At 46.1% G+C, this 14,106-nt stretch carries 8 protein-coding genes and 1 pseudogene; 7 read left to right on the forward strand and 2 right to left on the reverse strand.

The window, feature by feature from the left end; all coding sequences use genetic code 11:
• A pseudogene (locus tag IJJ71_RS14745) lies at positions 1-632 on the forward strand (hypothetical protein); the annotation flags it as partial.
• An 11-nt stretch (positions 633-643) separates the two neighbouring features.
• Here the strand turns inward: IJJ71_RS14745 and IJJ71_RS14750 are convergent.
• Both IJJ71_RS14750 and IJJ71_RS14755 read right to left on the reverse strand, forming a co-directional pair.
• Entirely contained in the window at positions 644-2,806 is a 2,163-nt protein-coding gene (locus tag IJJ71_RS14750) for a methyl-accepting chemotaxis protein (protein WP_296848110.1), read from the reverse strand.
• Between the two features lie 395 nt (positions 2,807-3,201).
• Positions 3,202-4,590, reverse strand: coding sequence for a DUF763 domain-containing protein (locus IJJ71_RS14755; protein WP_296848111.1), 1,389 nt, complete (start codon positions 4,588-4,590; stop codon positions 3,202-3,204).
• 132 nt (positions 4,591-4,722) lie between these two features.
• Between IJJ71_RS14755 and IJJ71_RS14760 the strand changes: the two genes are divergently transcribed.
• The 6 genes from IJJ71_RS14760 (at position 4,723) to IJJ71_RS14785 (ending at position 14,080) form a co-directional block, all read left to right on the forward strand.
• The gene (locus IJJ71_RS14760; protein ID WP_296848113.1) at positions 4,723-5,862 is read left to right on the forward strand and encodes an Rpn family recombination-promoting nuclease/putative transposase; all 1,140 of its coding nucleotides are present in this window, start codon (positions 4,723-4,725) and stop codon (positions 5,860-5,862) included.
• Between the two features lie 259 nt (positions 5,863-6,121).
• Positions 6,122-8,401, forward strand: a complete 2,280-nt coding sequence (locus tag IJJ71_RS14765; RefSeq protein WP_296848115.1) for a hypothetical protein — start codon at positions 6,122-6,124, stop codon at positions 8,399-8,401.
• A 135-nt stretch (positions 8,402-8,536) separates the two neighbouring features.
• Positions 8,537-10,435 carry a glycoside hydrolase family 36 protein gene (locus IJJ71_RS14770; RefSeq protein ID WP_296848117.1) on the forward strand — a complete coding sequence of 633 codons (1,899 nt, stop codon included), beginning with the start codon at positions 8,537-8,539 and terminating at the stop codon, positions 10,433-10,435.
• A 15-nt stretch (positions 10,436-10,450) separates the two neighbouring features.
• Positions 10,451-11,947 (forward strand): DUF6937 domain-containing protein, encoded by a 1,497-nt coding sequence (locus IJJ71_RS14775; protein ID WP_296848119.1) that lies wholly within the window; start codon positions 10,451-10,453, stop codon positions 11,945-11,947.
• Positions 11,928-12,608, forward strand: coding sequence for a TetR/AcrR family transcriptional regulator (locus IJJ71_RS14780; RefSeq protein ID WP_296848121.1), 681 nt, complete (start codon positions 11,928-11,930; stop codon positions 12,606-12,608). The genes IJJ71_RS14775 and IJJ71_RS14780 overlap by 20 nt, the downstream gene beginning before the upstream one ends.
• A gap of 17 nt (positions 12,609-12,625) precedes the next feature.
• Positions 12,626-14,080: a glycoside-pentoside-hexuronide (GPH):cation symporter gene (locus tag IJJ71_RS14785; RefSeq protein ID WP_296848123.1), complete on the forward strand. Its 1,455-nt coding sequence runs from the start codon at positions 12,626-12,628 to the stop codon at positions 14,078-14,080.
• Positions 14,081-14,106: the final 26 nt, after the last annotated feature.

A 14,106-nucleotide genomic window follows, 5' to 3' on the forward strand; every position in this document is an offset into this window, starting at 1 on the left:
AAAACAATTCTTTCTGCAAAGCCCTGTGGCATGAACATCTACCGCGGATGCTCGCACGGATGCATTTACTGTGATTCACGGAGCAAGTGCTATCAGTTTACACACGCTTTTGAAGACATTGAAGTAAAACAGAATGCGGCGGAATTGCTTGCTGCTGCCCTTCGCAAAAAACGTCGCCGCTGTATGATTGGAACAGGCTCAATGTGCGACCCCTACATTCCTGCCGAAAAAGAACTCTGTCTTATGAGATGTTGCCTTGAAGTAATTGACCGCTATGATTTTGGCGCGGCCCTTCTTACAAAATCCGACCTTGTTTTGCGTGACCTTGATGTTCTGGAGCGAATCAACCGGAAGACAAAAGCCGTCGTTCAGATGACGCTCACCACCGCCGATGACAATTTATGCCGCATTGGACAGGCTTTCCGCAAAGGACGTGCGATTTTTCGGGCTTAAAAGAACGTTACATCAAAACTTTCGGAAACAGCTACATGATTACAAGCCGGAATGAAAATCAGCTTATGGCTCATATTTCACAGGTTTGCAAAAAGCATAACATAATGCTCGGCGGAGAATCAATCTTCAAATGGATAGAAGACTTCCCCGAAGATTCACTCCAGCCGAGTTTGTTTTAGGAAAGCACAAATTACACTTCAAACTGATCAACCTGCTGGCCCATTTTGCCGATTGAGTCTTCCATGAGGCGGGAAATTTCTGAAAGAGAGTTGCCCAGGAGGTTGATTTTCTCGGCACTTGCGCTCATTTCCCTGATTCCCTGCTGCATATTTGAACTTTTGTTCTGGAGAAGGGAGATTTCGTTCATAATCGTGCGGCTGTCCGCTGTCATTTCTTTTGAGGCATTCTGAACCTGCTGAGTGCTGTCGTTCATGCCGTGAAGAGCTGTCGTAATCTGAGTTGAACCTTCCTGCTGCTCGGTCATTGCTGCCCTTATATGTCGTACGAGAGAATCAGTTTCGTGGATTTCGTTTGCAAGGTGAGCATAACCCTGAACGCCTTTTTGTGTCGCTTCAACGACGGTGCCGATTGTGTTCTGGATTCTGTTGAGCTGCTCGCCGATTGTCTTAGACTGAGTTGAAGAAGTCTCCGAAAGTTTTCGGATTTCATCTGCGACGACCGCAAAACCTTTGCCTGCCTCACCTGCATGAGCTGCCTCAATCGCCGCATTCATAGCAAGAAGATTTGTCTGCTCTGCAATTGATGCGATTACGGCGTTTGCCTCGCTCAAAAGTTTCGACTGATTATCTATCTCTGTGATTTGGTTCTGAAGTTCTTCCTGTGTTTTTGCTCCGCTCTGTGCGTCTGCTTCAAGCACACTGAAAGAAGCTGCCATCTTTTCGACAGAACGATTTACTTCGCTGATGTTTCCAATCATCTGCTCAACGGCACTTGATGCTCCCTCTACAGATTCTGCCTGGGAAGCTACAAGTTCTTCGAGTGAAGAAATGCTTCCGAGAATATGTTTTACGCTGCTTGCTGTTTTTGAAACTTCTCCGTTCTGAGATGAAAGATTTTTGCCGACATCCTCAATGCTTGCGCTGATTTGTGTGATTGCCGCCATTGTTTCGCTTGTTGAGTCGTTGAGTTTACTGCCGGCTAAATTGAGAGCGGTTTTTGTCTGCTTCATGTTCCTGATGATGTCCTGAAGCTTTTCGATGAAGACATTGAAACTGTCAGCGACATCGCCGATTTCATTTTTTGATTTGATGAAGATTCGATCAGTGAGGTTTGCTTTTCCCTGTGCAATCTGAGCCGCATTATCACTGATGTTGTTGCGGATTGTCTTGAGCGGGCGGATTACTTTTCTGGTGACTAAAGCTGTTCCCAGGGCTACGATGATTGCAAAAATTACACAGATTGAGACTGTAGTGTTGAGGGTGGTGAAGAATGTGGCATAAACTGTGTCATAAGGACAAAGCGCGATGATCTGATAGTCTGTTTTGGGATTCGTGATTTTTTTGGTGATGTATTTGCTGTATTTTCCGCCAGGAACCACGATAGAACCCTTTGTCTCTGAGCCGGTGAAGAAGGTCTCAAGGTCCGGGATGCCGATTTCCGAAATCTTCTTGAAGTTGCTCTTTTTGATTCCTGTGTCTGCGAGGACGATTCCGTCTTTTTGAATCATCATGAAGAATGAATCTTTGCCCAGTTTCATGCCTTCAAGAATTGTGTTCAATGTTTCCAAAGATACTTCGATAGAAGCGTTTCCGATAAATTCGCCACCTTCATTGTAGGCACAGCGGGTGATTCCTACGACTGTCGTGCCGACTGTTGACGCAAATGCATCGGTAATCATGACTTTGCCGTTCCCTTTGTTTGCGGTTTCGTACCAGCCTCGCTTGCGGGGATCGTATCCTCCGTTCATTGAGCTGTCAAAATTTGTAGCGTAGCCGCCCCACTTTGTGCCAAGGTAGATTTCGGCAATATCTTTGTCGTTTTTCGCAAAACTTTTACAGATTTTGCGGATTTCTTCTTCAACAGGACTTTTTTCGTAACCCAGAATCTGGATTGTGCCAGTTTCGTTCACGAAAGAGTGAATGCTTTCATCCGCTGCCTTAACCTGGTCTGATTCGGCAAAAACATTCAGCTCAACTTTCTTTGAATCAAAAAACATGGAGATTGAGTCTGAAAATTCAGAAATTGCTGTTTCTGCACTTTCATAAAAGTTATCCAGACAATATTGTGAAAAAAAGTGTGCCGTTAAGTTTACGGCCAGTGCTACTACAAGCAGAATAATCAGTGATACGCCAATTGACAATTTTGTAGCGAGAGAAATTCTTTTTTTGTTCATGACAGAAGTCCTTTAAATAATTATTATATATTCTTAAAATATACTTATTATATCATGAAAGGCGTGTAGTCTGTCAATTTTTTTTCAGATAATTTTTGGCGGAGAATCAATCTTCAAATGGATAGAAGACTTCCCCGAAGATTCACTCCAGCCAAGCTTATTTTAGGCCGAATGTCAGGTTTGGAAGTTACCGGATATTGTAAAAAAACGGCGCGAAGAAGTGAAACGGCTTACGAAAACACTCGTTTTGTGCTGCCGCGTGAGCGGCAAACGTATATAGTTACAAGCACAAAACGCGTGTAGCAGGCTAGCCTGCGTTTTCGCTAAGCCGTTATCACGACTGGAAGCCGTTTTTTTGATACAGCAGAAAATTTCAAAACCTGACATTCGCCCTTCTAATCCTTGCAAGTCCTGCCGCCCCACTCTTTGCTGTGTTCACGCTCGCGGGCGATTGTTGCGTCGAAGTCGGCGATCGGGTCGCAGTACTTTTCGATTTCTTGGGCGGTGGTGCTCAGCCGGCGCAGGCATTCGCTTTTGTCGTTGTAGCCAAGCTTTGATTTTTCGATTGCGTCTCCAAGAACGCGGATTGACTCGTCATAAATCCTGCACGGAACCGGGAATGGATGGCCGTCCTTTCCGCCGTGCGCAAAACTGAATCGTGCCGGGTCTGTGAATCTGCTTGGAGTGCCGTAAATTACTTCGCTCACGAGGGTGAGGCTCTGAAGTGTGCGCGGACCAAGTCCAGGTGTGAGCAAAAGTGACTCAAAATCCTTGTTGTCGCTTTCGTAGGCCGTGGCAAGCACCGCGCCCAGTCGTTTTAAATCAACATCCTCAGCTCTAACATCATGATGAGCCGGCATCACAAGGTTCCTGTCGTTACGAATTAAGATTTGCGAGCCTTGCCAGCTGTTTTCTGGCGGGGCGTTGCGGGGTGTCCCCGCAGTGGGGGCAGGCGGAAATGGCGAAGCCATTGCAGACGAGGGGGAGACTTCCCCCTTCGCATTGTTCATTGCTAGCTGCTCCCTGCTGACTTCTTGTGTGCCTTCAAAATCAAATTCCAGCTGTCTTGAATAGTCATTGCCGGAAATCTTCGCGATTTCCCGAATCATTCTGTCCGGGTTTTCGTGAGTGAGCGTGAGGATTGTTCCGCGGGTTTCTTTGGCCGCGCTGTCCGTGAGATTAAGGATTTTGCCTTGATTTTCGCCTGTTATCCCGGAATGCGGCTCATCCACGAACGAACGGAGATTTTCCGAACTCCAGTGGTAACGCCGCGCAGTCCTCGTGCTTGTGTTCATTCCCTGCTGGACTACAACCCAGTCGCCCTCGTCGCTGAGGACAAAATTGTGCATGTAAAGCTGAAATCCGTCCTGAACTGCGCATCCATCGACTTTAGCCGTGAGCTTGCTTGCATTTACGAGCGAGAGCCCATCGAGACCTGTCGCATCCGCAAGATACAAAAGCTCGTCGGGCGTTTTCCGGGAGTATTTTCCGCGCCCGCCACATACGCAAAGGCCGAATTCTCGTGCACGTTCGTTGATTCCTCGTTTGAGCGCGTACATTACGCTTGTTGTGATTCCGCTTGAATGCCAGTCCATGCCAAGCACCGCCCCAAGCGACTGAAACCAGAGCGGGTCACTGAGGCGCACGAGAACTTCCTTCTTTCCGTAATTAATCAGAAGTGCTTCGACGATTTGTGTTCCGAGAAGTTTCATCCTGTCTGCAAGCCACTTGGGAACGACCCCCGTATGAAGCGGCAAATCCGCGTGGCCAGAGCGTTTTAGCATGAGGGAATTATAAACGAGAAAATAGAAAATCTTTTGCACTTTTCTGACTATTTTTGGTTTTGGTTGCCAAAAATGAAAAAATTTTTCCTATTAATATATGCAGACCGAGAGGGGCGGTTGCAGGGAGAAAATATGGAAAAAATAGAAAACTTCAAAATTCTGAATCCTCGGCTTGACGCGAATTTTAAGGCAATCTTCACGCAAGATACTGATGAGTCGAGGTGTGCGCTGAAATCGTTTCTGAGCGCGGCGATTGGGTGCGAGGTTGCCGAGGTTATGGTCGTGGAGAATGCGGAGAGCAAGCAATATGATGAGCAAAGAGGAATTGAATATGATATCAACTGTGAGTTTGTGGATGGAAGGCGCGCGCAGGTTGAGATGCAGGGCTTCAAGCGGGATTATGATTACGGGAAGCGGGCAGAGTATTATGCCTCTCGGATGATAAGCTCAACTATTGAGATTGGAGATGACTGGGACAAAGTTCCAGAGGTTTATCAAATTTCCGTGCTTAACTTCAAGTATGACACGAGCAATGACAGCCCCACTCACCACTATGTGATGTGTGACCCAAAGGACGGAGCGAAAGTTGCCGGACGGCTGAACATAATCTTTCTGGAGCTTGCAAAGCTCCCCGAAATCAAGACTGCACAAGAGGCAAAAAACTTGCCAACTCTGCTCAAATGGTGTAAATTTTTACAAGAGGCGGACAATCCTGACCGTCAGGATTTGATAGATGAATTGGTAAAAAATGAGGAGGGCATCATGAGCGCAGAAGCGACCTTAAAAGGAATCAGCATGGACAGCTGGCGGTGGTTCTTTCAGGGCAAGGAAATTGGTCGTGTGGCAGATATGGTCAGCGAGCAAAAAGCTAGAGAGCGAAGAGATAGAGAGAGTAAGGCCCTTGATGAGAAATTGAAACTTGCACAACAAGAACTAAAGGAAAAACAGCAGGAATTTGAAGAATCAAAGCAAGAGTTTGAAGACTCGAAGCTGAAGTTTGAAGAGACAAAGCAAGAGTTTGAAGACTCGAAGCTGAAGCTTGAAGACTCGAAGAAAGAGCTTGAAGAATCGAAGAAAGAGTTTGAAGACTCGAAGTTGAAGTTTGAAGAATCAAAGAAAGAGTTGGCTCAGAAAACCTCCCTCGCTAATGCAAAAAACATGCTCAAAGATGATGTTCCGCCAGAACAAGTTGCAAAATGGACTTCCCTTCCTCTGGAAGATGTTCTGGAACTCAAAGAAAAACTTTCGCATGAGACAGTAGAAGCGAACTAAATCAACCGGCTGATTTTATGCCCGCATTTCAATTTGAAGTGCGGGATTTTTTTTACTCAGAACCACCAAAAATCACAAATTCTCCTCGGAAATTTCCATGAAATTCTGGCGAAATTTTCTCAAATTCCTGTTGACAGAAAGTGATAGTGGTACTATCATAATGCTTGAAAGAAATTGATAGTGATACTATCAAAAAATAACAACGGACTTCCAAAAAGGTTATAAAACTTGCGAGAAGTTATTAAAAAAGGAGGAAAATATGAAAAAATTGGTTGCAGCTGCTTCGGCTATTGCTCTTACAGCTGGCTTGGCTTTTGCCGAGACACACGAGACTTTGAAGGCACACACGCTTTCAACATCTGTGGGTGACATTTCTTTTGGTGCATGGGGTAGGTCTACTTTCAATGTAGGACGACAGATGACAAAGACCAAGATTGATGTTGATGTTGTGAGTGCAATGGCACAGGCTGCTGCTTCTGACTTGTCTGCAGCTACAGCAAAATATGAAGAAATTAAAAATGATGCAACTCTTTGGGGTACTATTGAAGCTGCTGCTGGAAAAGACGAGTATGGAAACAATAAGTTGCGGAAAGTGAGTGTTGGCGACACATATACAAAAAAAACAAAGGTTGAAAACGGAAGTGAAACATATATTGATACTGTTTCACAGGTTTGGACACAGGATGATTATACTACGAATGCTTCAACTGCTTATGCTCTTTATAAGGGAACACTTGCTACTGCTGCACAAACTGCTAAGACTTATTTAACTGCTAGGAAGGCTTATCAGGCAGATTCTACTAATGCTGAGAAAAAAGCTGCTTTTGACGCTGTAGAAGATGCTTACAAAAAACTTCAGGGGTCAGCAAAAGTTTATGCAGATGCTTTGGTAAAAGCTAGTAAAGATACTCCTGCAGGAATTGATACTCTTAGTGGGGCAAATGATGCGACAATTGTTGCTCTTGCTACTGAGGCTGAAACTGTAGGTGCAACTCTTGTTGCTGATATGGCAAAATACGGCTATACAGATGCTGAGAAATATCTTAATGACTGTGGTACAGCAATGGCTCTTGTCAACATGCTCAAAAAATACGAGAAAGATGAGAGCAATTCTAAGGGATTCGCTTCACTTGAACCGGATTGGTCTTATGGCTCACGAGTCGGCTTCTGGATTATCGGCCGTACTCCAGATCAGAAATACGGATTCGACTTCAACCTTGATGCTGATGCACACGCTCTCTTCGTTCACAAACTCTGGGATGCTGACGAGGCTTCTGACAATGTAAACTACAACGAGGACGGAAAATATGCCGTTGCAATCGGTGACCAGGCAAAAGTTTGGGGCTTGTTCGACACACCTTTCGGCTTGCAGAATAAAGTTGCTTTCGGAAAAATGCGTGAGCAGGAACTCCGCGGTACAATCGGTGATTTCGGTCAGCGCGAGTCTGGCGATGTAAAATCAGAGGACGATATTTTCTCTGAGTTCTGGCCAACAACAGGCTTGTTCGTATCAACAAAAGGACAGGAAGATTCAGCTCTCGAAGGATTCTATGCTGCAGCCGCAATCGACCTTTCAGCTCCAATGGGAATCGCTACAAAAGATGTAAATACAGGTGCGGTTACAAGCCGAACTGAAAGTGCAGTCGACAAGAACAGTGGAAAATCAATCGGATTCTATGATGCAATGCGTACAATGCAGGCCGGAATCGGATACACAGTTCCAGGACTTGTACAGGTTAAGGCTCAGTACTGGGGCGACTCAATCTCTGAATGGAACTACCGCTATGCACGCAACACTTACAAGGCTGCACGAAAAGCTGGTTTCGACATGAACGACTACTACGGTCGCATGGAATTCGGCATCGACTGGCTCGGCTTCATGGGCGGAGCAACAAGCTTCCTCGACCCGAACTTGAACCTTTCTGAGACACCAAACGCCAACCTCATCGAGCTTGGTTTCAAACTTCCAATCGTAACTGACAACGACTTGCGCGATTATGACCCTGAGAAATTCTATAACTGGTATTCATGCTTGGGAACAATGGGTGTTATCAAACAGGGCTTCATCATGTACAAAGGTCATGTCTGGGGCGGACAGGGTGTTTCTAACCTCGCTCAGTACACAGACATCACAGGCTCTGGCGAAGGACTCCTTCAGATGAAGAAGGGTGACGGAGCAAACATCTTCATGGCTGGCGTTGACTTCCTCGCAGAAGTTTGTATCAATCCATTCGGAAAACAGGATGTATTTGTAGGTCTTTCTGGAAACTACAACATCACATCTGCAAAAGCTGACGGAAAGGCAATTTCTATGGACAATGAGCTTACTTTGAACGACCTCAAGCTCCGCCAGCACAACATCGGTGCAGAAATCTACATCAAAAAGACATTTGCTGCAAACAACTTCATGTTCGCAGGAATCGCGGACCGATTCTCATTGCAGACAATGGACGGAAATGTTAACAACATCGTTGACCTTTCTTACAAATCACAGAACCACAGAATCTACATGCCAATCGGCGTAGAAATGTTCTTCTAATCAAAATTACCTCCTGTAATTTTGATTAGTACGAGAATATTCTGTTCACTTTCAGCAAACAGAATATTCTCTGGCTTTGGTCTCGCATCCGTGCGAGACGACTGGACTACAATTTAGAATCAATGGAGTTAAAAAATGAACGGATTGGAAAGAAAAGAATATTACTATCATGGTGCGGCTTGCACTGACAGCGAAAATCGAATCTTTGCAGTTCTTTCTGTTGATTCGCTCCTTGATTCACTTGTGGCAGAAAAATGCGGAGTGAATGCAGCTGAGTTTTGCAAGACAAATGACTTCGCTTTCTATGGCTCAGGCTGGCAGAGCTGGGGATTTGGCGGCGAAATCGATGCTGGAAAATATCAGAAACGGTATTTCCCGATTGTGCCGCAGTGGAAACAGTATTTTACGGTTCCGGGAAAATTGCCGAAAAAACTTTCGTCAAAAAAAATGCTTGTCGGAAGCTTCTTCATGTATTTGCGCTGGAATGTGAATGGCAAGAATCAGTATCTTGCCGTGGCTTCGGTGGGAAATACGAAAGAGCTTCTTCCGCCGGTGAATTTTTATGTTGACCGAAAGAAGCGGAAAATTTCCTGCACCGTGTACGCGGACGGAAAAGAATGGCATGAGGGCGACAAGATTGCCGAACTTGCCTTGTTTCCCGCGAGCGATTTTTTTGAGCTTCGTAAAATAACCCAGGAGCTTTTTGCTTCTGACAGTGCTGCTCGATTCGGCTCTCTGGGTTTTCTTAATACAACACCGCAGGGCGAGAAAATCACTGTGGGCGGATGGGAATCCTGGTACAATCACTACGCTGACATCAACAATGAGCTTATCAAAGGTGACTTGGAAAGCCTTTCGCATACAGAGAATCTTATCAAAACTCACTTCCTGGACAATAAAAAGCCATGCGTCTTTCAGGTTGACGACGGCTGGGAAATTTCTTTGGGTGACTGGGATGCCCGCCGCACAAGATTTCCTGGCGGAATGACAGCCCTCGCTTCTTCAATTTCTGAGAAGGGCTATGTTCCGGGACTTTGGATGGCTCCGTTTATCATCGACTGGCGCAGCGAATTCGCAAAATCTCACCGTGACTGGATTCTTCGTGACAAGAAGGGCAAGCCGATTGCCGCAGGATTGAATCCTCTTTGGGGAGACACTTTCGGAAAGGAGCAGCCATCGCTTCCGTGGTCATATTTCTGCTTTGATTTGAGCCGTGACGATGTTCTTGCTTATCTTGATCACTTGATTGACACGGCCGTAAACGAATGGGGATTCCGCTATCTTAAGCTTGACTTCCTCTTCGCGGGCATGATTTACGGAAAATTCACGAATGGCGGAGCTGCTTACAAATGGTACGACAGGGCAGTGAAAGTCCTCACAAAACGCACTGTGAACAAAAAAGGCGAGAATGTGGCTTACTTGGGCTGCGGAATGCCTTTCGAGGCGAGCTTTAACGCTTTCCCGCTCTCAAGAATCGGGCCGGACACAAAAGAAGACTGGGATGTTGCCTGGATGAAAGAGGCTCATTTCCCTTCAAGAACAAGCGCGTTCGTGAACATGCAGAGCACTTTGGGACACGCTTTCTGGAATCAGGGCGTTTATATCAACGACCCGGATGTAGTTTTCCTTCGCTACGAGAATATTTCGCTTGACGACAAGGAAAAAATCCTGATTTCGATGGTGAACTATCTTTTTGCGAGCCAGATTATGCATTCGGATGACCCGGTGCATTTCGATGCGGAAAAAGAAGGTGAGTTCACGAAAAAAATCGAGTCGCTGTACAAAATTTTTGAGAACGAGGACTTCGGTGTTGAGAACAGGGATTCTACATCGTATTTCATCTTCTCAAAGGGCGAAAAGTACACGGGCTTCATCAACCTGAGCGACGAGAGCATTAATATAGAAAGAAACGAACTGATTTCACGATTCAAGGAAAAACCAGAGAATCTTGAGTCAGTCATTGAATACGGAAATCGCAACGGCGAGAATTTCGCATTTGAGCCACACTCGATTTCGATTTATAAAAGAAATTAAAAAAAGGAGAGAAAAATGGACAGGTCATCTTGCATTTTCGGAAATGTAATCGATAAAAAGACTCTGCGCAAAGCGGCGGCACAGCAGAAAAAATTCCTTAAAAAGTTCGGCGATGACAGGAATGTTCCTTATCATCTTGCCGCCGTGGACAACGAGGTTCTGACTCCTGCTTTCGGGGCAAAAGTTCTTGTGCTTTCAAAAGAGCCGATGGGTGCATTGCCGGAAAAATCTGTCATCATCGGAAACATCCGCATGGGATTCGGACATTACCGCATCTCAATGGCAATGGCCAGCGCGGCACACGCAATGGGCTACACTCCGCTTTGGCTCGACTTGAATTCTTTCCCCGAAACGACTTGCACGAAAATCATTGCTTATCAGAACAAACTTTATTCGATGGCGAGCCGACTTTCACAAAAGTCTAAGCTCTTCAACAAACTCGTCTGGGATCCGCTCAACACTGAGGGCTTCAAAAAGCTCACTTACAACGCCGGCGACCAGAAAACGGCCGAGCTTATGACACCGGTTCTGAACGACCTTCCGCGCGAGACTCCTTACATCGCAACTCATGTATGGCCGGCTCAGGCTGCCGTTCATGCGGGCTTCACGCATGTCGTAAACGCAATTCCTGACAACTGGGCGATGGGCTTGCATTTGAGCGAAGGGGCTTTGCATCTTGTTCAGACACCTTCATCATATCTTTCATACAGAACGCTCAAAGGCTTTGACGGCGACAATATCCTCAATCCTATGGGCGAGAATGATATCTGCTATGCAGGCCACTATATGGACGATGAGATGGTCGCAAACATTGAGAGCGACTGCAAGAAAAGGCTTGACCGCATAACCGGCAAAAAACCGCTCAGATTCCTTCTGACAATCGGCGGGGCTGGAGCGCAGGGAGATTATTTCGCATCTTTGATCCGCACTCTTCTTCCTTATGTCAAGTCAAAGAAAGCCGCCCTTTATCTGAACATCGGAGACTATGAGAATGTATGGAACATGTTCAGGGAGAAGATTCCGGGAATCGAAGAAGTCTCAAAGACTCACTTCCACGACTGGAAATTCACAAAATCTTTCGCTGAGAAAGCCTTGAACGATATTTCCTGCATCGGTGAAGAGTCATGCGGAATCCATGTATTCTGCCACAAGGACATTTTCGCGGCTGTCTATGCGACAAACATCCTGATTCGTGCATCTGATGTCCTTATCACAAAGCCGAGCGAGCTTGCATTCTACCCGGTTCCGAAGCTGATGATTCAGCATGTCGGCGGTCACGAGTGCTGGGGTGCGATTCGTGCTGCGGAAGTCGGTGACGGAACTCCTGAGTGTCCGAACCTTGACTACGCGAACTTCATGCTCCGCCAGTTCATTGAGAGTCCGGATCTGCTGGAAAAAATGAACGGTGCCATTATTGCCAATAAAAAGGCAGGAATTTATAATGGTGCTTATCATGCAGTTGAAAAAGCTATCGGAAGACAGGAGAGTATGTATGCCTGGGCAGGCAGGTGAAACTCGCCAACAGAAAAGGGATGGCCGCATTCAGGCCATTATTGAATGTACCTTCGGTTTGTTTTCGGAGAACGGTATCGAAAACATATCGATGAATGATATTGCCGCGGCTTCAAAAATCGGAGTCGCTTCACTTTACCGTTATTTCCAGACAAAAGAAGAGCTTGCGATTGAAGTTGCAATCTACGCCTGGAATCTGGAACTTGCTGTTTTCAACGAAGTTTTCACGAGCGAAAAATACGGCTCGCTTACAGGTTTTGAGCAGTTAAAGGAATTGCTTGAAGTGTTTGCGGACGCGCTCGTGACACAGCGAAGTTTTTTCAGCTTCATCTACTACTTTGACTCTTTCATAAAAAAAGAAAAAGTCAGTGCTGAAAAACTCCGTGAATATGAAAGGACAATTTTGGGCACGAACACAATCGTCGTTCAGGCTCTGGACAAAGGAATCGCAGACGGCTCGATTTCTTTCAAAGGCTCCAAAAATGCAGTTCTTTCAGGCGCAAGCACTCAGGAAATGTTCATCACGATGATGCATTCTCTGTTCTGCCTCGCGCAAAAACTCTCAATCTCAGGCGACTTACTTGCGATGGACGAAATCGTAGAAGCACGCAAGCAGATTGAAATATTAATAAATATGCTGTTGGTTTCGTTAAAGAATTAAAAAAAAGGGGGCTTAAAATGCTTGGACTTAAGGAAAAAGCATCTTACGGACTTGGTGCGGTCGGAAAAGACATGGTTTACATGCTTTCCGCAAGTTACATCTTGTATTATTTTCAGGACATCATGGGGGTCAGCGCAGTCGCAATGGGCATTATCTTGCTTGTAGCCCGAATTTTCGATGCGTTCAATGACCCGATTATGGGCGTTGTCGTCGCAAAGACTAAGACCCGCTGGGGCAAATTCCGTCCATGGCTCTTGATTGGCACTCTCACCAATGCCGCTGTTCTTTTCCTTATGTTCGCGGCTCCTCCAAGCCTTGACATGAAAGGCCTCATCGCTTATGCGGCAGTCACTTACATCCTTTGGGGCGTAACATACACGATGATGGACATTCCTTACTGGTCAATGATTCCGGCATTCACAAACGGCGGAAAAGAGCGAGAAGGACTCACAACCCTCGCACGAAGCTGTGCTGGTGTCGGTTCCGCAATCATCTCAATCGCAACAATGATTATCGTTCCTATGCTCGGCGGAATGTTCGGCGGCAAAGTGCCGGAAGCCCTTGCATCACGCTTCCCTGGAACCCAGTGGAACGAGCTTGTCGGCTTCAAATATTTCTCCCTTGCAGTCGCAGTCCTTTTCGTGGTCTTCACGATTATCCTCTGTGTCTCAATCAAGGAAGAGTCTTCTGTCAACATGAAGACGGCAAAAATCGGCGAGATGTTCCGTGCTCTCGTCCAGAACAATCAGGCAATGTGCGTCGTAATCACAATCGTAGTCGTAAACATCGCGCTTTACATCACATCTAACCTCGTAATCTACTTCTTCAAGTACGACTTGGGCGGTACAAACTGGAACGACGGCTATGCACTCTTCAACATGGTCGGTGGCGGCACACAAATCCTTGCGATGATGGTATTGTACCCGTTCCTGCGAAACCTTCTTAAGCTCAACAACATCAAGATTTTCTATGTCAGCATCACGATGAGCATCATCGGTTACATCGCGCTCCTCGCATTGGCAACAATCGGCATAAATTCAGTAGTTCCGTTCCTTATTCCTGGCGTTCTCGTAATGGCCAGCGCAGGCGTGAACAATGTAATCATCACGATTTTCCTTGCGAACACAGTTGACTTCGGCGACCTCATCAACAACCGCCGTGACGAAAGCGTCATCTTCTCAATGCAGACATTCGTAGTAAAACTAGCTTCCGGCGTAGCGGCATTCATCGCATCCCTTGCGCTCTCAGTCCTCAATCTCAAACAGGTTGCATGTGATGCGGCAGAAAACGCAAACATCGATTTCTCACAGGGCGTTGATGCAGCCTCAAAAATGGGACTCCGCCTCGTAATGACTCTGATTCCAATCCTGGTTTTGATAGCCGGCGTGCTAATCTTCAAGAGCAAGTTCATCCTGACCGACGAAAAAGTTGAGGAAATCTCTCAGGAACTAAAGGCAAGAAACAACAAATAAAAAAAGGGTAGGGGAAAAGCCTTTCC

Source organism: Treponema sp., from assembly GCF_017430385.1.
In the GTDB taxonomy this organism is placed as follows: Bacteria; Spirochaetota; Spirochaetia; order Treponematales; family Treponemataceae; genus Treponema_D.